Source organism: Rhizobium mesoamericanum STM3625, from assembly GCF_000312665.1.
Classification (GTDB): Bacteria; Pseudomonadota; Alphaproteobacteria; order Rhizobiales; family Rhizobiaceae; genus Rhizobium; species Rhizobium mesoamericanum.
In genome coordinates this window covers 72,330-91,047 of sequence record NZ_HF536778.1, presented here as the reverse complement: position 1 = coordinate 91,047, position 18,718 = coordinate 72,330, and the positions used below count along the sequence as shown (strand labels likewise).

Here is an 18,718-nt window from a genome sequence, read left to right as displayed (position 1 = left end):
AGGTCGTTGGGAAAGCTGGATAAATTGCTTTCTAAAGCTTCGTTTGCGAGCTGGCACAATTCTTGAATTCCCCTTCGTCACAAAGCGGCGGGAGCCGACCGATATGACATCGACCAATGGAACGAAGGAACGTAAGCCCAATGTCAGATAAGCCTCGGATGCGCGGTTTTTGGGAAAAGGGCATCCCCCACGGAGTCAGAATGTCCAACCAGCCCAATCGGCGACGACGCCAGTCGTCCAGCACCGGGCGTTTGCCGCGGATGGACGTGGAGGTGGATTTCGACGAATATGTGCTTGCCTGTGTCTTTTCGCGCGCGCTGGAGGAAATCGATGCTGGCGAGGCGACGGCGACCGAGGCAACCGGCCTTTCGCGTGCCGATTTGCACGATATCCTAACCCGCCTTTTCCCCGAAAGGCTTGCCCCGACCTTCTCCCTAGAAAAGGTGAGCGATCCCGCGCTAGGCCCGGAGGAAGAACTTCTGCGCGGCATGCTGCTGGCGCATGCCCGCGCGGACGACATTACGAGCGCCCGCTTTGCCAAGATCATCGCCCGGCGTGCTTTACGCAACGACCATCTCTGGCAGGACCTCGGCCTCTCCAACCAGGCCGAGCTCAGCCGCTTGCTTGCCACACATTTCCCGAAGCTGGCGTCCGGCAATACCCAAAAGATGAGATGGAAGAAGTACCTCTACCGCAAGCTCTGCGAGGCTGAAGGTTTTTCGCTGTGTACCGCGCCCAGTTGCCGGGAGTGCAATGATCTCAAAGACTGCTTCGGCGCAGAGGAAGGCAACAGCCGCCTCGCACTGACCAAGGAAGGGATCGAGTTAGGTTAAGAACGCTTCCGTCAAAGGTATGAGAGCGTCATGCCTTAGCCGTCATCAACACAAACCGGCGCGCTTCTCCGGGCGGCGTTGCACGGACGAGGGGATGTTCATCACCTCGCGATATTTTGCGACGGTGCGGCGAGCGATGGAGATGCCGGTTTCCTTGAGCCGGGCAACGATCCCCTCGTCGGAAAGCACATCATCGAGCGTTTCTGGGGCAATCATCGCCTTTATGTGATGGCGGACAGCTTCGGCGGAGTGCGTGTCGGCAGGGATCGCGACTGCGAACTAACCAACTCTCGTTTCAAACGCGCGTCCAAATCTTTGTCCGATTTGTCTGGCACGACACAGGCTAGCACAGCCAATCTCTTTGTTTCGCCTCAGGCTAAATACCGAAAAAGCAATGGCAAAATTGGTATCTCGGCTCGATGAGTCAAATTGGCATGAGTTTTGGATCGAGGCTGCGAGTGTTGTCGATCTATTCACTTCGTCAGTGACCGCTACGGATGAGAACGAAGGAAAGTAACAATTCAGGTCTGCGTCACATCGTACCTATCGGTGGGATGCAAAACCCGTGGAATACGAGTGTCGATCGCTGGGCCAGCGACCAAGCCACGCTCTTCACCGAGAAAGTCGTATCCCGGCGAGGGGCTTACAATATTGTCGGATGAGCAACGCGCCGCGCCGCGCAGCCTGGTGGGTGGTTTGCTGACAGGAGAAACCTAGTGGTGAGCAACGCAGTTCCGGATCATGTCCCGCCCGAAATGGTAAGGGACTTCAGCCTGTTCACGTCTCCTGCTATGCAACGCACTAAAAACGGGGATCCGCATTTAGCTGTCGCTTGCGTCCATGATGGGCCGCCAATCTTTTATTCCCCCTGCAACACGCGCGATGGCCGAGGTACCTGGGTCATCACTCGTGCCCAAGATCAGCGTAGGTTGCTGCAAGACACCGCAACCTTTTCCAGCCATCGCAGCCTTTTCGCTTCCGCGCTCGGCGAAAACTGGCCGTTGATCCCGCTTGAACTCGACCCCCCTGCGCACGGCCTGTTTCGCTCACTCCTCAATCCGCTGCTTTCGCCCAAGCGGGTGATGGCACTGGAACCGGCTGTCCGTGAGCGTGCGGTCGCGCTGATCGACATGATCTCCGCGTCGAGCACAAGTTGCGACGTGATGAAGGATTTAGCCTTTCCTTTTGCGGTCAGCATCTTCCTTCGTTTTCTGGGCTTATCCGATGGGCGACTCGACACATTTGTCGGCTGGGGGAAGGATCTGCTCCACGGCGACGGCATCAAACGAATAGCAGCCGCTCGCACAATTCTGGCGTTTATCGACGAACTTGCAGCCATGCGTCGCAAGGTACCGGCCGACGATTTCATGACCTTCGTCGTGCAGGCAAAGGTGGATGGCCGCCCGCTAAGAGACCAGGAAATCCGCGGCATTGGCGTGCTTCTGTTCGTCGCGGGACTCGATACAGTCGCAACGGCGATAGGCTTTGACCTGGCCTATCTCGCGCGCAATCCCAAAGACCAGGAATTGCTGCGGAGTGAACCGGGTCGAACGGTGCTCGCAGCCGAAGAATTGCTGCGCGCCTATTCGACAGTGCAGATGATCCGCGTAGCAACGAAAGATATCGATTTCGAAGGCGCGCCGATCCGTAAGGGGGACTATATTTCCTGCGCCACGATGATTGCGAATCGTGACCCCGCGGAATTCGAATGTCCCAACACGATCGATTTGGCGCGAGAAGACAATCGCCACACCGCTTTTGCCTACGGTCCCCATCGTTGTCTTGGCTCGCACCTTGCCCGGCGGGAGATCGTCATTTGCCTGGAGGAGTGGCTGTCTCGCATCCCCGACTTCCGTATCAAGGAAGGTACGGCGCCCATCACCTATGGCGGTCATGTGTTCGGAATCGAGAATCTAATCCTGGACTGGTCCTGACCATTGGCGCGGGGACACAGATATAGAGGTACCGCATGCGCATCATCGTCCACAATGCCAAATGCCAAGGTCATGCTCGATGCTGGGCGCAAGCGCCCCACATCTTCAACCTTAATGACGACGGCTACATACTGCCCGGTGATATCGATGTTGAGGAGAAAGACGAACTGCTCGCGTCACGAGGCGCTCGATCCTGCCCCGAACGTGCGCTGGAAATCGATAGCACCTCCGATGTATTGCTTGATCGCCTTTTGTTCAATCAACACTGCGGGAGTTAAATTGAACGTCACCGGTATATGACGGCGCTGGTCTCTGTCCAGACACCGTACCCGTTCAGCTACGCCACTGGGTCAACTTCTACGGCAGCTGTTTCGCATGCAGGCCCAAGCGGCAGGAGGGTTTGCCTTCAGTGCGACTGCGTAAACCGCCGAACAGTCGAACCTCGGGTGCGCAACTAGACGCGAAAACGCCTCTTCCAATCTCAGATTTGCGACGAAGCGATGAAGCACAAGAAAATTACCGAATTGCTCGACCGCGAGGCGATCCGCGACTGTCTCTATCGGTACTGCCGCGGAATAGACCGCGCGGATGAGGCGGCGCTACGGGGTTCCTACTGGCCCGATGCGCATGACAGCCACGGGGCCTATTCAGGCTCGGCAGAGGGCTTCGTTGAGTTCGCGCTGGGCGTCTTCAAGACCGGACCGCGCAACATCCATCAGATCACGAACATTTTGATTGAGTTCATTAGCCCGGCAGAGGCCGCTGTCGAGAGCTACTTCGCCGCACTGCAACGCGCCCCGGACGGTGTCGGGACGCTACGTCAGGTCCTCATCTGCGGTCGATATTGTGATCTATTTCAGAAGAGGGGAGGGGACTGGCGAATTGCCGAACGGACGGTGGTCTATGATTTGGTCGAGGAACAGAGCCTGTCCGCGGCATCCGAGAAGGAGCGGTTCGGCCCCCGGCAGCCGATCGGAGGATTGCATCCAGATGACCCGGTCTACACTCTGGGCAAGCGCTGCATAAATGAAGGTGAGCCTTGATCGATGGAACGCACAACGTCTACTGAAACGGAAACTCCTTGCCAGCGCGACGTGCTGCAGTACCGCGACGGATCATTAGGATCCATGGCGCGAGGTTGCCCCCATGAAACAAGCAAGACATATCATCATCATCACAGGCGCCGCAGGCGGGATCGGTCGGGCTCTGGGTCGAGGTCCTTGCCGGTGATGAGATATTGTCCTCGCCGTGGACCTCCTGGCAGCGGCGTGCTTGAGCTTACCCGTGGTCTCGGCGACCCGCATCTGGGCTTTAAGTTCGATGTCGCGCGAGAGGAGAATCTCTTGCGATTCATGAACGGATTGAAGCACAATTTGGCCAAGTTGGCGTGCTCGTCAACAACGCCATAGGGCCCACTATGGCCGCGACCGTTGACACGACTATGGGCGCCTTCCAACGCGTCTTGGCAGTAAACCTGATCGGGACAGCCACCGTCGCTCCTGGCTACAGCCACACGCCTGGTGTCGCCCAGTTGGTAAAGCTCGGCAACATCGACTGGACATCAATCAGACGTGCATCCCGACGGAAAGCTGGGACAGCCGGAAGAGGTCGCTGACACAGCGTTTTCCTGGCATCGTCTGACGCATATACATCAACTGCTCAACGCTTTACGTGGACGTTGGACCTCGTCCGGGGATGCGGGATTCGTCGACGAACACAGAAGATTTAGCGGAGGCCGAAGAATGATTTCGACTGTTTTCCACGTGGCTGGCTGCGGCTCATCGAGGCCAAAAATTCAGACGCGAACAGATCCAGCTGCGCGATTCTCCCGAAGCGCGGTTCGGGATCGAGGGTGGCGTCTCCATCGATGAGCGAAATGCTCCGAATTGGAGACGGAGTCGTTCGAGGTCTTCTGTGCGCGCCTGTGATCGTCGAATGGCAAGCGATTTGCGGAAGGATAATCGGCTACGCCGCTACCAAGGCTGGCGCACCCGTGACCGCTAATCTGCCGTAAACAGGGAAACACCATGGAATTCGCGACATTCCTCTTGGCCGCTCGGCGCGGCTATCATCAATCGTCCCACGAGGTCATCCGCAACTCCATCGAACAGGCAGTCGTTTCGGAGCAGGCTGGCTTCAACACCGCATGGTTCGCCGAGCACCACTTCAACAATTACAGCCTAATTCCGTCGCCGTTGATGATGGTGGCGCACTGCGCCGCACTGACAAGCACTATTCGCCTCGGCACCGCGGTCTGTGTGCTGCCGCTCTATCAACCGCTTCGCCTGCTCTCCGAGATCGGATTGGCCGATATTGTTTCGAACGGCCGGCTCGAGCTCGGCGTCGGCTCGGGATACCAGCAGTTCGAGTTCGAGCGCTTTGGCGTCAATGTCAATGAGGCGCCGTCTGTCTTTTCTGAATATCTGGACATCCTTCTCAAGGGTCTCAATCAGAGGATTTTCGAGCACGACGGGCGGTATGAGAAGATACCTCCAACAGCGATTTCGGTGCGCACAGCCCAGAAGCCAACACTGCCAATCTGGATCGCGACAGCGACGGGATACAGCATGGGCCGAGCTTATCGTGAGGGACACAATCTCTTCGTCACAGCATTCCACGACGGCTTGGACACTTTGAGCACGCTGCGCGAAAGCATCGAGAAAGCAGCAGTTTCAAAAGGTAAGAATGTTACGGACGCCAAGATATCGCTGCTGCGCTGCTGCTATGCCAGCGACGACGAGGCGGAGATCAACAGCTATCTCGATAATGCCCGCTTCCAACGCCGCTTGTCCGAAGCCCTTCTTCTGCGCCGTCAGCAAAGCCTAGATGGCTATCTGCTGCATGAAACGCCGACGCAGCAGGACCTGTCCTTCGAGACGATGCGCGAAAACCTGCCGATCGGTAGCGTGAATCATGTGATCGATCGGCTGTTGGAAGAGATAGACATCCTGAAACCGAACCAGATCGCTATTCAGACCCAATTGGGAGATTTCGACCAGAAGACGATGCTGCGGCAAATCGAGCTCTGGGGAGACAAGATCATCCCGGAGGTCAACAAGTCGCTAGGTCATGGGCCCGAAGTGACAGAATTGCCGCCTTCTCGGACGACGGAGTGATTTTCGATCCGAAGTAGTTCGGATCTTGACCGAAATATACCTCGCCCGAAGCTAAATGCCCGAAAATGATCCAAGTCCCTGGCTCGAAGACATCGATGGCGAGAAGGCCATTGTCTGGTACGCCAATCAATCGGCGAGAACTCTGCCAAACTTTGGTGGGCCGCGGCTCGAGGGGCGACCGCGACACGCTTGGCAGCGAGTTTCGACGGGCCAAGGTCACCCTGATTACCTGCCGCGGTCGATACCTTAACAGGTTCTGGCGGGATGCCGCAAACCCGAGAGGCAGCCTGTGGCGCAAAACGACGCTCGCCGCCTACATGACGACAGAGCCTCATGTGACTATGGTGGCGACACGGTCGGGCATGGCGAATTCGATTTCGGTGGGCGACGCTCCTCACCGGCGTCATTCTTCCGGAGGTCCAGCGCTATCGCGCTCGACGTGAACTGCCCGGTAATTGATTACACCGACAATGCAAATCATACGTGGCTGCTACGTGGGCTTTTTTCAGCTTTCTAGATATCGTTTTCCGCGGCGAGCAGCCCGCGCAAGGCCCGCCGCTTGCGCCTGCCTCGAGGTCACGCGCAAGTGCCATTTCAACCAGCGCTCAAGCTGCTCGACGGCTTCCCCTCGGCTTCCGGTTGATCGGCACGGAGGAGGACGCGGCGCTGCCGAGTTGGTCGAATCCGCGACACGATACTATTCGACCAGCTTGCTGATGCAGCCTCGCTTAAGCCATTGAACAAAAACGTTTTCCAAGCTCTGTGCGCAGCTGGCACGATTTTTGAGTCTCCTCGTGGCGAGGGATGTGAGCTTGGTGTCAGCAAGTGCTCGGCCGAAACGGTCAAGCGTAGTGCAGGAGTGTTCCATCGCAACCGTCTGGCCCCTCGCGAAGCCGCGTCAAAAAAGATGTTTTCTTGATACGCTCGAAATGTCACCAACTATGATGTGGCTTAAGGAAGAGAGGAAAGGAGCATGAACGACATTGTATTTTCGGACCTTGAGAAGCGCATTTTTGCTATTGGCGAAAAAGAGTCAATACTGCAACAAAGGCGACTTTGTGCTTGTCCAGGCTGTAAACCTGTGGCGAAGTCGACCCTCGTTTTTGAGTGAGGCACCTCGTGAATTACTTTAAACCTTTATTAAAGCGTTCTCATCAGGTGTTGGTAGCAGAGGACGGGAGTATCTGCGTCGGAAAGATCCCCGGAAAATCAAAAAAGCTCATCCAGTCTCCTCCGCCTTGGGTCGCCGTTATGATTTCAAAACTCGACGGCGAACATACAATGCGGAGAATACTGAGCGAGCTTAAGGCAGAACGGTATGACGTCACCGGTGGTGACGTGTACGATTATGTCTCAGCCCTTGCTGGCTGCGGACTCATTGAAGAGAGCTGAGGCTCTGAGTCGGAGACTGAGGGTCAATCAACGAAGGAATGGTTGCCCATTGTTCGGTCGCGGCGTTGGAACCGGCGAAGAGGGATTTTCCTGTTGAGGGCGATCCGCAGCATCGAGCGTTCGACGATGTGATATTCGTTCTCGATGCGACCGTCGTCGATGGAGCGGGTCAACCCGACCCAGTGTGAGAGCGCAGCGCGGATAGCTTCACAGCGGACGCAAGGTTCGTCTGCTCCCGCGCGGGAAATGGGTTGGCCTCGATATAAGACACGCATTCAGAGCCCAGCTGCGTAAGCAGCGTCTCGGGCGGGCTGGTCAGCTGATTGCCGTCTTTGAGCCTCTGTAGCCCGATCGACCAAGGCTTGGGCTTACTCGCCTTCGCTGGAAAGTGGCTGCCGCTGCTGCGGGACGCAATAGGCTCGAGCGACATTTCTTATCTGGCGTACCTTCGCGGACGCGGCTGCTGAGCCATTATCGTCGCGCCTTTCCTGGGCCGCGCCCGAAGAGGGCGCAACCTGCCCGATGTCGTCTTACACCCGAAAAAGACGTTCAGCGCAGGTACCTATCAAATTCATGTTCGCGTTCGATCTCCCTCGGTGTTTGCGGAATCGTAAGCTACGCCCCTTTCTCCATTGGGAAGCTTCGATGTGCGATTGTCGCCATTTGAAAGCTCCTTTATCTCGCTGTCAGTCGTCGTCCTCTCTCCGCGAGATCGACCTACAGCGGTCTCAAGTAAGCCATGTCGACAACCGTCTGTGGGTTTTGTCCGGTCAGCGACATAGGCTTGTTTAGCCAAATCTCTTGATATTGGTCGCACTAAGTAGCTGAAAAACAAAAAAGAATCTTTCCTTCGCCCCGGTCAAACAAAATTGGCACGCGTATTGAAACTATTTATTGCGAGGCGGGAACTGTCGACCGGCACTCGCGATGGATGGAACGAAGGAAGGAAGGCAATATGTCAGATTTGCGTCAAATCGCATTCTACGGCAAAGGGGGCATCGGCAAGTCCACCACTTCTCAAAATACGCTCGCGGCGCTCGTCGACCTCGGGCAGAAAATCCTCATCGTCGGATGCGATCCCAAAGCCGACTCCACCCGCCTGATCCTGAACGCGAAAGCACAGGACACGGTTCTGCATCTCGCAGCACAGGAAGGTTCGGTGGAAGACCTCGAACTCGAGGACGTGCTCAAGACCGGCTACAAAGGTATCAAGTGCGTGGAGTCCGGCGGTCCGGAGCCGGGCGTCGGCTGCGCCGGCCGCGGCGTCATCACCTCGATCAATTTCCTCGAAGAGAACGGCGCTTATGACGATGTCGACTACGTCTCCTATGATGTGCTCGGCGATGTGGTGTGCGGCGGCTTCGCGATGCCGATCCGTGAGAACAAGGCTCAGGAGATCTACATCGTCATGTCCGGCGAGATGATGGCGCTCTATGCTGCCAACAACATCGCCAAGGGCATCCTGAAATATGCCCACTCAGGCGGCGTGCGGCTCGGCGGCCTGATCTGTAACGAGCGCCAGACGGATCGCGAGCTCGACCTCTCTGAGGCGCTGGCTGCCAGACTCAATTCCAAGCTCATCCACTTTGTGCCGCGTGACAACATCGTCCAGCACGCCGAACTCAGGAAGATGACCGTGATCCAGTACGCGCCGGACTCCAAGCAGGCAGGGGAATATCGCGCTTTGGCCGAGAAGATCCATGCCAATTCGGGCCAAGGCACCGTTCCGACTCCGATCACCATGGAGGAGCTCGAGGACATGCTGCTTGATTTCGGCATCATGAAGACTGACGAGCAAATGCTTGCCGAACTTCAGGCCAAGGAAGCGACGGTGGCGGCCGCCCGATAATCGCCGCTGTCGACAGGGCGCGCCGGCCCATTGGACCACCCGGCGCGCCCTTCCACGAACGATGCCTCGCCGGCGGGGCGTTATCCGAACCTTGAAAGGGGGCAAAGGCCCATGAGCCTTGATTACGAAAATGACAGCGCTCTCCATGAGAAGCTTATAGGGGAAGTGCTGTCACAATATCCGGACAAGTCGGCGAAGCGCCGCAAGAAGCACCTCAGCGTCGCAACCAGCGGCGACCAGCCGGGCCAAGAGGGAAAGGCCCTTTCCGAATGCGACGTCAAATCGAACATCAAGTCCATTCCGGGCGTGATGACGATCCGAGGCTGCGCCTATGCCGGCTCCAAAGGCGTGGTATGGGGCCCGGTCAAGGATATGGTCCACATCTCACACGGGCCGGTAGGTTGCGGTCACTATTCCTGGTCGCAACGCCGCAATTACTACGTCGGCCTGACGGGCATCGACACGTTCGTGACGCTGCAGTTCACCTCAGACTTCCAGGAAAAGGACATCGTTTTCGGCGGTGACAAGAAGCTTGAAAAGGTCATCGACGAGATAGAAGAACTGTTTCCCCTGAATAAGGGCATCTCCGTGCAGTCCGAATGCCCGATCGGCCTGATTGGTGATGACATTGAGGCCGTCTCGCGCAAGAAAGCCAAGGAGCACGAAAAGACGATCGTGCCCGTGCGCTGCGAAGGCTTCCGCGGCGTATCGCAGTCGCTCGGTCACCACATCGCCAACGACTCGATCCGCGACTGGGTTTTTGACAAGACGGAAGTGGAGTTCGAGGCCGGCCCTTACGATGTTAACGTCGTCGGCGACTACAATATCGGCGGCGACGCCTGGGCTACGCGCATTCTCTTGGAGGAGGTCGGACTACGCGTGGTCGGCAACTGGTCGGGGGATGCAACGCTCGCTGAGGTGGAGCGGGCGCCGAAGGCCAAGCTCAACCTCATTCACTGCTACCGCTCAATGAACTACATTTGCCGGCACATGGAGGAAAAGTACGGCATTCCCTGGATGGAATACAACTTCTTCGGTCCCTCCCAGATCGAAGCCTCTCTGCGCGAGATAGCTAAGCATTTCGGGCCGGAAATCGTCGACAAGACCGAGGCTGTCATCGCCAAGTACCGACCCTTGGTCGATGCGGTCATCGCCAAGTACCAGCCGCGCCTCGAAGGCAAGACGGTGATGCTTTATGTGGGCGGCCTACGCCCTCGCCACGTCATCACGGCTTACGAGGACCTCGGCATGAGGATCGTCGGCACCGGGTACGAGTTCGCCCACAACGATGACTATCAGCGCACCGGCCATTACGTAAACAAGGGTACGCTGATCTATGACGACGTAACCGGTTACGAGCTGGAAAAGTTCATCGAGGGGATCCGCCCTGATCTCGTTGGTTCCGGCATCAAGGAGAAGTACCCGGTGCAGAAGATGGGCATCCCGTTCCGTCAGATGCACTCCTGGGATTATTCCGGACCGTATCACGGCTATGACGGCTTCGCCATTTTCGCCCGGGACATGGATCTGGCCATCAACAATCCTGTCTGGGACCTTTACGACGCCCCGTGGAAGAAAAAAGTCGCGCCGCCGATGGCGGTAGCGGCCGAATAAGAAACTGGCCTCCCAGGAGCAGGGGGCAGATGAACGCCCGCGACCCTTGATCCGCGGGAAACCTGAAACGTCTCGAGGTCCTGTGCCGCCCGCCCGGCGCGCCAGAAGGAAAAGGTGACCACCATGCCGCAGTCGGCCGAAAAAGTTCTCGACCATGCTCCCTTGTTCCGCGAGCCGGAATATAGGCAGATGCTTGCCGAGAAGAAGCTGAATTTTGAATGCCCCCACCCGGACCAGATCGTTACCGATCAACGCGAGTACACCAAGACCTGGGAATACCGCGAAAAAAACCTCGCCCGCGAAGCCCTCGTCGTGAACCCGGCCAAGGCCTGCCAGCCGCTCGGTGCCGTGTTCGCGGCCGCAGGCTTCGAGCGGACCATGTCCTTCGTTCACGGCAGCCAGGGGTGCGTTGCCTATTACCGTTCGCATCTGTCGCGGCACTTCAAGGAGCCGTCATCAGCGGTTTCGTCCTCGATGACCGAGGATGCAGCGGTGTTCGGCGGCTTGAAGAACATGGTCGACGGGCTCGCCAATACCTATGCGCTCTACGACCCGAAAATGATTGCTGTATCGACCACCTGTATGGCGGAGGTCATCGGTGACGACCTGCATAGCTTCATCGAAAACGCCAAGAGTGAGGGCTCGGTCCCGCCCGACTTCGATGTTCCTTTCGCCCACACCCCGGCTTTCGTCGGCAGCCATATCGATGGCTACGACAGCATGGTGAAAGGTGTGCTGGAGCATTTCTGGAACGGCAGCGAGCGCAAGGAAGTTGCTAGCACCATCAACATCATTCCCGGCTTCGACGGCTTCTGCGTCGGCAACAATCGCGAACTGAAGCGCCTGCTCGACATAATGGGCGTATTCTACATTTTCATCCAGGATGCCTCCGACCAGTTCGACACGCCGTCGGACGGTATGTACCGCATGTATGACGGCGGAACGAAGATCGAGGACGTGAAGTCGGCATTAAACGCCGAAGCGACGCTATCGCTGCAGCACTATAACACCCGCAAAACGCTGGAATACTGCAACGAGGTCGGTCAGGCGACGGCCTCGTTCCACTATCCGCTTGGTGTCAAGGCGACTGACGAATTCCTGATGAAGGTCTCGGAGATTTCCGGCAAGGAAATCCCCGGGAAAATCGGCCTGGAGCGCGGCAGACTTGTCGACGCTATGGCGGACAGTCAGGCCTGGCTGCACGGCAAGAAATACGCGATCTACGGTGATCCCGACTTCGTCTACGCCGTTGCCCGGTTCGTCATGGAAACCGGCGGTGAGCCGACCCACTGCCTCGCTACCAACGGAACGGCGGCCTGGGAAGCCGAGATGAAGGAACTGCTCGCAGCCTCGCCCTTTGGCAAGGATGCCCAGGTTTGGGCGGGTAAGGACCTCTGGGCGTTGCGCTCGCTGCTCTTCACCGAACCCGTGGACCTGCTAATCGGCAATTCTTATGGTAAGTATCTCGAGCGCGACACCGGCACCCCGTTGATCCGGCTGACCTTTCCTATTTTCGACCGACACCATCACCACCGTTTCCCGCTCATGGGTTACCTGGGCGGACTGCGCGTCTTAACGATGATCCTCGACAAGATCTTCGACAAGCTCGATCGCGAGACGAGCGAGCCGGGTGTGACGGACTATTCTTATGATCTGACCCGCTAAGAGCGGCGGTCGGCCCTGTTTAGGCCGGCCGACTTCATTTGGACTTGGAGACCCGGCGCAATGCCCTCGCTCACTGCTAAAATCCAGGATGTCTTCAACGAGCCCGCATGCGAGAAGAACCGCAGCAAGGATGCCAAGGCGCGCAAAAGCGGCTGTTCGAAGCCGCTGATACCCGGAGCGGCAGCCGGCGGCTGCGCTTTCGACGGCGCCAAGATCGTGCTGCAGCCGATCACCGACGTCGCGCATCTGATCCATGCCCCACTTGCCTGCGAGGGCAACTCCTGGGACAACCGCGGCTCGGCTTCGTCCGGGCCGATGCTTTGGCGCACGAGCTTCACAACCGACCTCACGGAACTCGACGTGGTCATGGGGCAGGGGGAGCGGAAGCTGTTCAAAGCAATCCGCGAGATCAACGAAGCGTATGCGCCGCCGGCGATCTTCGTCTATTCGACCTGCGTGACGGCGCTGATCGGCGACGATATCGAGGCGGTCTGCAAGCGCGCTTCGGAAAAGTTCGGCTTGCCGGTGGTGCCGGTCAATGTGCCGGGCTTCGTCGGTTCCAAGAATCTTGGCAACAAGCTTGCCGGCGAGACGTTGCTGGACCATGTCATCGGCACGGTGGAACCTGATGATGTAGGTTCTTACGACATCAATATCCTTGGCGAATTCAACCTCTCCGGCGAGTTCTGGCTGGTGAAGCCGCTCCTTGATCGCCTCGGCATCCGGGTGCGCGCCTGCATTCCGGGCGACGCGCGCTACCGGGATGTTGCCTGCGCGCACCGCGCCAAGGCGTCGATGTTGGTGTGCTCGACGGCACTCATAAATCTCGCCCGCGAGATGAAGGAGCGCTGGGACATCCCATTCTTCGAGGGCTCCTTCTACGGTATCACCGACACCTCGGAAGCACTCAGGCAGATCGCCAAACTGCTCGTGGCGAAGGGCGCCAATCCGGAAATCCTTAAGCGCACCGAGGCACTGATCGAGGAGGAGGAGGCGATTGCGTGGAAGAAACTCGCAGCATACCGGCCGAGGCTCCAAGGCAAGCGCGTGCTGCTCAACACCGGCGGTGTGAAGTCCTGGTCGGTTGTCCATGCACTGATGGAGATCGGCATCGAGATCGTCGGTACCTCGGTCAAGAAATCGACGGTCGAAGACAAGGAACGCATCAAGCAGGCTCTCAAGGACGAGAACCACATGTTCGAGTCGATGGCGCCGCGCGAGCTTTACACCATGCTCGCGGACCATAAAGCCGACATTATGCTCTCGGGCGGGCGCACGCAATTCATTGCGCTGAAGGCCAAGACCCCTTGGCTCGATATCAACCAGGAGCGGCACCATCCCTATGCTGGTTATGACGGCATGGTAGAACTCGTACGCCAGATCGACCTTGCCATTCACAATCCGATCTGGAGTGAGGTGCGGGAGCCGGCACCTTGGGAATACCAACCTGGTGCCGAGGAAGAGCTGCCGAGTACGCAGGGCGGACCCGAGACAGTCCACGCCAAAAAAAAATCCGCACCGCAACTGTTGGCTTCGGCAAGCGCTGAGGAAAGCCTATGACCCGTATTCTTCCCCAAACCAAATCGGCGGCGGTCAATCCGCTAAAGTCATCGCAGCCGCTTGGCGCCGCCCTCGCCTTTCTGGGGGTCAGTGGTGCGATACCGTTGTTCCATGGCAACCAAGGCTGCACCAGCTTCGCGCTGGTACTTCTCGTGCGGCACTTCAAGGAAGTCATTCCGTTGCAGACGACGGCGATGGACGAGGTGGCCACGATCCTCGGCGGCATGGACCATCTCGAAGAGGCGATCCTCAATCTAAAAACCCGCACGAACCCGAAGCTGATCGGGGTCTGTACAACGGCGCTGGTGGAAACCCGTGGCGAAGATTTCGCAAGGGATCTCTCGAACATCAAAATGCTGCGGGCCAGAGAACTCGCGGGCACCGAGATCGTGCTGGCCAACACGCCGGATTTCGATGGCGCGATCGAGGAGGGCTGGGCCAGGGCGGTCACTGCCATGATCCAAAGGATTACACTGCCGGGTGAGCAGGCGCGGCAGTCGAAGAAGATCGCAATCCTGCCAGGGTGGAATCTCACCGTCGCCGACATCGAGCATTTGCGCGAAACGGTAGAAAGCTTCGGGCTTAAGGCAGTGATTCTACCCGACCTCTCCGGCTCGCTCGACGGTACGGTGCCTGACGATCGTTGGGTGCCGACCAGCTATGGCGGAACCACCGTCAAGGACATCCAGGAGCTTGGAACGGCGATGCAGTGCATCGCAATCTGCGAACATATGCGCCGTCCAGCGGAGGTACTGCAGGGGCTGACCGGAGTGCCTTACGCGTTGTTCCAGTCGCTTACAGGATTGAAGGACACAGATCGCTTCGTCTCGCTGCTTTCGTCGGTTTCCGGTGCTACAGCGCCGGCGAGAATCCGCCGTCGCCGCTCACAGCTGCAGGACGCCTTGCTCGACGGACATTTCCATTTCGGCGGTAAAAAGATTGCCATCGCCGCCGAGCCGGACCAACTTTACCAGCTCGCGACGTTCTTCACCGGCATGGGGGCCGAGATCGCCGCGGCTGTCACCACGACCGGCACCTCGAAAATTCTCGAGAAAGTGCCGGCTGAGCAGGTCCAGGTCGGCGATCTTGGTGATCTCGAAGGTCTTGCAGCGGGCGCTGATCTGCTTGTCACACATTCGCATGGACGGCAGGCGGCCGAGCGCCTGGGCATTCCGCTCATGCGCGCGGGCTTCCCGATCTTCGACCGACTCGGCAGCCAGCACAGGCTAACGACGCTTTATCGGGGGACGCGCGACCTGATCTTCGATGTTGCCAATATCTTCCAGGCCAGCCAGCACGCGCCGACGCCTCAATCACTCGACCCATTCCGTAACCGAGAAGTGCCAGATGACAGCCGCCCGCCGACTTTCTCTCGTCACTGACGAGGTTCACCCACCGGGGCCGAAAGGGAAATCAGGTTCTTTGCGTGTAGCGATCGCCACGCAAGATATGAAGAGCCTCAATGCCCATTTTGGATCGGCCAAGCGCTTCGCCGTCTATGACGTGAGCCCCGACGGCTGGAAACTTGTGGAAGTCCTGGACTTCGAAGACGTTTCCGACGAGAGCGGGGAGCATCGCACCGAGGGCGACGACCGCATTACCCCGAAAGTAGAGGCATTGAAGGGCTGTCACCTGCTATTTTGTCTGGCCATTGGCGGGCCCTCGGCAGCCAAGGTTGTTTCGGCCAAGATCCACCCGATCAAAGTGCCCAATCCTCAATCAATCGAAGACGTACTGTCCCGAACCCGGACGATGCTGAGGACGGCTCCGCCGCCCTGGTTGCGCAAGGTGCTAACGGAAGCAGGCGCCGCCGAAAAGAAACCGTTCGACGATGAGGACGACTAATCATGGAAACATTGACTGGTATTACGAATGGCCCTGCTGTCAATGAGGATAGGGCCCTTGCCACCCCTTTCCTCAGATGCCTCATACGGCTGATCCGCGCTCAGGATACTCATGGGGCGTGGGAAGGCAAATCGGATGCCGAGCTGTTGGCCGACTTCATCCTCACCAAGGAGCAGCGCCGTCAGATCCCGATCATCGGCGATCCCGATCCGGACGTGCTGTGGAGGCTCCAGATTTTTTACGCCTGCGTGGGGCTTGTGATCGAGGAGCGCTCCGGCTTGGTGGCATCGCCGATCATGTTGATCGGCCAGGAGGGCTTCGGCCGCGTGCTTCTCACGACTGGGCGGTTGGTCGTTCTGTCGAAGACCCTGCGCGACGTCCACCGGTTCGGTTTTGGGACGCTTGGCAAACTCGCCGAGGCAGGCACGAAAATGGTCGACGATGCGATCGCAGTCATCGACGTCTATCCCAATGTGGCGCGGGCGTGATGGGGCCGATTTTTGAGGAAGGAGATCATGTCAGACCTTGAGGAACTGCAGAAGAAGGTCCGCAAGCTGCAGTCGCGGGCGGGCAATGCGAAGATGGAATTGCACGACCTAGCCGAGGACCTCCCGGTCAACTGGACCGAGATCATGGCGGTCGCCGAGAAGACGTTCGGGGTTTTTGCCGAGTTGGAGGCTGCGAAGCGAGAGCTCGGCGCATTGGAGAACTTACGATGATGGGCCCTTTCGTTACCCGCGACGGCTCCGGATGGATGCCGGAATATCTGAGCGCTATCGATGGCACGACCTGCATCGGTTGCGGGCGCTGCTTTAAGGTCTGCTCGCGCGAGGTCATGCACCTTTACGGCATCGATGACAGCGGTGAAATCCTGGGCATCTGCGACGGCCAGGACGACGACTTCGATGGCGAGCTCAATCGCATGATCATGGTCGTCGACCATGGCGGCCGTTGCATCGGCTGCGGAGCCTGTGCCCGCGTCTGCCCGAAGAACTGCCAGACTCATGTTGCCGCAGACAAGGTTGCTGCGTGATCTTGCAAACAAATCAGGAGAACAGTGTTGCCCTTCAGAAGCTTTTTCTGCCTCCTGCTGCTCCTCGTAGGCGCCAGTGCCCTAACGAGCTACTTCGTCTCGCATTCAATCCGCAGCGTAGTGGTCACAACGATGGGTGCTTGGCTCCTTCTTCAAGTGGCTTATTTCGCAAGCATGCTCTTTCTCATCTGGCGGTCTAGCCGCGCTCAGAGCGGTCGCCAAAAGGGTAAGCGTTTCGATCATTGCCAGGAAGCACGCTATCAGTCGCAAGCGTATCATGAGGGCAATAAATGAATGCTCCGACGCGCTCCAATCGGGTCCAACCTTCCGAGTATCGGCGCCCCCTTAGGTGGGCTTTCCCTATTTCTTCTCGGCTCAGGATAAGACGGCGCGACTGTCATAGTGTTTGCGGATTGCCCAGAGGGCCTACGGGATGAATGAGACTATTCGCGATTTGCTGGCCAAGTGTGGCGCGCTCCCCGTCACGATGGATCAGATTGCCGACGACGCCGATCTCTATGCGGCGGGCTTGTCTTCCTTTGCGTCGGTGCAACTCATGCTCGGCATCGAAGAGGCTTTCGATATCGAGTTTCCCGACAATCTGCTGAACCGTAAATCCTTTGCCAGCATCGTTGCCATCGAAAAGACAGTCTGCATGATCCTTAATAGCCGAAAGGTCGTCCGATGAACGTCGAGGGCGCTCTGATGGAAGCCAGGGCCGCAGACGCGGCGGTGCGTGCCGCGCGCGTCTCGGCGATCGCCGGCAAATATGCCGATCCTGTCGACATCGAAGGCCGCTTCCCGCGCGAGGCGGTGGAGGCGATGCGGGCCGAGAAGCTTCTGTCGATCCAGATCCCCACCGATCTTGGTGGCGAGGGTGCGTCGATCACAGAGATCGCCGAGCTCTGCTCGATCCTCGGGCAGACCTGTGCTGCCAGCGCCATGGTTTTCGCCATGCACCAGATCAAGCTGTCGAGCCTGGTAGAACACGGCGCCAGCAGCGACTGGCACCGGGACTTCATGCGCCGTATCGCTAGCGAACAGCTTCTGCTGGCCTCGGCGACGTCGGAACGCGGGATCGGCGGCAATCTGCGCAACAGCATCTGCGCCCTCAACTTCGAGGGCGACACCTGTTTTTTGGAGAAGGATGCAACCGTCATCTCCTATGGTGCCCATGCCGATGCGATCCTGATCACCTCGCGCAGCCATTCCGAGGCCGCCTCCTCCAACCAAGTGCTGACGGTCTTCCTCAGGGATCAATACAGGCTTGAGCGCACTATAGAGTGGAACGCACTTGGCATGCGCGGCACCTGCTCCGACGGCTTCCTCTTCAAGGGCGAGGCGCTCGCCGCACAGGTCCTGCCGACGCCGTTCGCCGAGATCGCCGCGCAGTCGATGCTGGCAAGCTCGCATCTGCTCTGGAGCGGCGTCTGGTATGGCATTGCTGCCGATGCGGTCGCCCGTGCCCAGGCTTTCGTGCGTGATGCCGCCCGCAAATCGCCCGGCACGCCGCCCGGGGCGCTGCGTCTGGCGGAGGTTTCCAGCCTGTTGCAGATGGTGAAATCCAATATAGTTGGCGGCTTGAAAATCTATGAAGAGGCTAGGGCCGATCCCGATCGGCTCTCTTCCATGGCCTTTGCCGTCGCCATGAATAACGTCAAAATCGCGTCGTCGGAGATGATCCTGCCGATCATCAACCACGCCATGCTCATCTGCGGCATCTTGGGCTACCAAAACGGCACGCCCTATAGCCTCGGTCGCCATCTGCGCGATGCGCATTCCGCTCAATTGATGATCTCGGACGAACGTATTCTCGGCAATACGGCGACCATGCTGCTCGTCCATAAGCAAGATACCAGCCTGTTGGGGTAATGGTC

General features: G+C 58.3%; 19 protein-coding genes and 2 pseudogenes. 19 read left to right on the top strand and 2 right to left on the bottom strand.

Annotated features, from left to right (window positions below):
* The first annotated feature begins 140 nt into the window (after positions 1–140).
* Complete coding sequence (locus BN77_RS29070; protein ID WP_028748980.1) at positions 141–833, top strand: nitrogen fixation protein NifQ; 693 nt, start codon at positions 141–143, stop codon at positions 831–833.
* Between the two features lie 45 nt (positions 834–878).
* Here BN77_RS29070 and BN77_RS32915 read toward each other — a convergent pair.
* Positions 879–1,112: pseudogene (locus tag BN77_RS32915) on the bottom strand (RNA polymerase factor sigma-54); the annotation flags it as partial.
* 437 nt (positions 1,113–1,549) lie between these two features.
* Here BN77_RS32915 and BN77_RS29065 point away from each other — a divergent pair.
* From BN77_RS29065 to BN77_RS29045, 6 genes are all read left to right on the top strand, one after another.
* Complete coding sequence (locus tag BN77_RS29065; protein ID WP_007539060.1) at positions 1,550–2,767, top strand: cytochrome P450; 1,218 nt, start codon at positions 1,550–1,552, stop codon at positions 2,765–2,767.
* Between the two features lie 35 nt (positions 2,768–2,802).
* The gene (locus BN77_RS29060; protein WP_028748982.1) at positions 2,803–3,045 is read left to right on the top strand and encodes a ferredoxin; all 243 of its coding nucleotides are present in this window, start codon (positions 2,803–2,805) and stop codon (positions 3,043–3,045) included.
* Positions 3,046–3,267: 222 nt separating this feature from the next.
* Positions 3,268–3,810: a nuclear transport factor 2 family protein gene (locus tag BN77_RS29055; RefSeq protein ID WP_007539058.1), complete on the top strand. Its 543-nt coding sequence runs from the start codon at positions 3,268–3,270 to the stop codon at positions 3,808–3,810.
* A gap of 984 nt (positions 3,811–4,794) precedes the next feature.
* Positions 4,795–5,883, top strand: a complete 1,089-nt coding sequence (locus BN77_RS29050) for an LLM class flavin-dependent oxidoreductase (RefSeq protein ID WP_007539055.1) — start codon at positions 4,795–4,797, stop codon at positions 5,881–5,883.
* A 973-nt stretch (positions 5,884–6,856) separates the two neighbouring features.
* Positions 6,857–6,994 carry a hypothetical protein gene (locus BN77_RS33880; RefSeq protein ID WP_157224562.1) on the top strand — a complete coding sequence of 46 codons (138 nt, stop codon included), beginning with the start codon at positions 6,857–6,859 and terminating at the stop codon, positions 6,992–6,994.
* Between the two features lie 8 nt (positions 6,995–7,002).
* On the top strand, positions 7,003–7,275 hold the full coding sequence (locus tag BN77_RS29045; RefSeq protein WP_007539051.1) for a hypothetical protein: 273 nt from the start codon (positions 7,003–7,005) through the stop codon (positions 7,273–7,275).
* Between the two features lie 22 nt (positions 7,276–7,297).
* On the opposite strand, the pseudogene BN77_RS35330 reads toward BN77_RS29045, so the two are convergent.
* Positions 7,298–7,484: pseudogene (locus BN77_RS35330) on the bottom strand (IS66 family transposase); the annotation flags it as partial.
* Between the two features lie 746 nt (positions 7,485–8,230).
* On the opposite strand from BN77_RS35330, the gene nifH reads away from it, so the two are divergent.
* The 12 genes from nifH to BN77_RS28980 all read left to right on the top strand — a co-directional run bounded on the left by nifH (position 8,231) and on the right by BN77_RS28980 (position 18,713).
* The gene (gene nifH, locus BN77_RS29035) at positions 8,231–9,124 is read left to right on the top strand and encodes a nitrogenase iron protein (RefSeq protein WP_007539047.1); all 894 of its coding nucleotides are present in this window, start codon (positions 8,231–8,233) and stop codon (positions 9,122–9,124) included.
* A 111-nt stretch (positions 9,125–9,235) separates the two neighbouring features.
* The gene (nifD, locus tag BN77_RS29030) at positions 9,236–10,738 is read left to right on the top strand and encodes a nitrogenase molybdenum-iron protein alpha chain (protein ID WP_007539044.1); all 1,503 of its coding nucleotides are present in this window, start codon (positions 9,236–9,238) and stop codon (positions 10,736–10,738) included.
* A gap of 123 nt (positions 10,739–10,861) precedes the next feature.
* A complete protein-coding gene (nifK, locus tag BN77_RS29025; protein ID WP_007539042.1) occupies positions 10,862–12,403 on the top strand; it encodes a nitrogenase molybdenum-iron protein subunit beta in 1,542 nt (513 codons plus the stop codon).
* Positions 12,404–12,463: 60 nt separating this feature from the next.
* A complete protein-coding gene (gene nifE / locus BN77_RS29020; RefSeq protein WP_007539040.1) occupies positions 12,464–13,963 on the top strand; it encodes a nitrogenase iron-molybdenum cofactor biosynthesis protein NifE in 1,500 nt (499 codons plus the stop codon).
* Positions 13,960–15,345 carry a nitrogenase iron-molybdenum cofactor biosynthesis protein NifN gene (gene nifN / locus BN77_RS29015; protein ID WP_007539038.1) on the top strand — a complete coding sequence of 462 codons (1,386 nt, stop codon included), beginning with the start codon at positions 13,960–13,962 and terminating at the stop codon, positions 15,343–15,345. Before nifE ends, nifN begins: the two co-directional genes overlap by 4 nt.
* Positions 15,311–15,808, top strand: coding sequence for a nitrogen fixation protein NifX (gene nifX, locus BN77_RS29010; protein WP_007539036.1), 498 nt, complete (start codon positions 15,311–15,313; stop codon positions 15,806–15,808). The genes nifN and nifX overlap by 35 nt, the downstream gene beginning before the upstream one ends.
* Positions 15,809–15,810: 2 nt before the next feature.
* Positions 15,811–16,296, top strand: coding sequence for a NifX-associated nitrogen fixation protein (locus BN77_RS29005; protein WP_007539034.1), 486 nt, complete (start codon positions 15,811–15,813; stop codon positions 16,294–16,296).
* Positions 16,297–16,323: 27 nt separating this feature from the next.
* Complete coding sequence (locus BN77_RS29000; protein ID WP_007539032.1) at positions 16,324–16,527, top strand: CCE_0567 family metalloprotein; 204 nt, start codon at positions 16,324–16,326, stop codon at positions 16,525–16,527.
* Positions 16,524–16,841: a ferredoxin III, nif-specific gene (fdxB, locus tag BN77_RS28995; protein WP_007539030.1), complete on the top strand. Its 318-nt coding sequence runs from the start codon at positions 16,524–16,526 to the stop codon at positions 16,839–16,841. The genes BN77_RS29000 and fdxB overlap by 4 nt, the downstream gene beginning before the upstream one ends.
* Positions 16,842–16,865: 24 nt before the next feature.
* Positions 16,866–17,135 (top strand): exopolysaccharide production repressor protein, encoded by a 270-nt coding sequence (locus tag BN77_RS36065; protein ID WP_425280268.1) that lies wholly within the window; start codon positions 16,866–16,868, stop codon positions 17,133–17,135.
* A gap of 139 nt (positions 17,136–17,274) precedes the next feature.
* Positions 17,275–17,529, top strand: coding sequence for an acyl carrier protein (locus tag BN77_RS28985; protein WP_007539026.1), 255 nt, complete (start codon positions 17,275–17,277; stop codon positions 17,527–17,529).
* Complete coding sequence (locus tag BN77_RS28980; RefSeq protein ID WP_007539024.1) at positions 17,526–18,713, top strand: acyl-CoA dehydrogenase family protein; 1,188 nt, start codon at positions 17,526–17,528, stop codon at positions 18,711–18,713. Before BN77_RS28985 ends, BN77_RS28980 begins: the two co-directional genes overlap by 4 nt.
* Positions 18,714–18,718 lie beyond the last annotated feature (5 nt).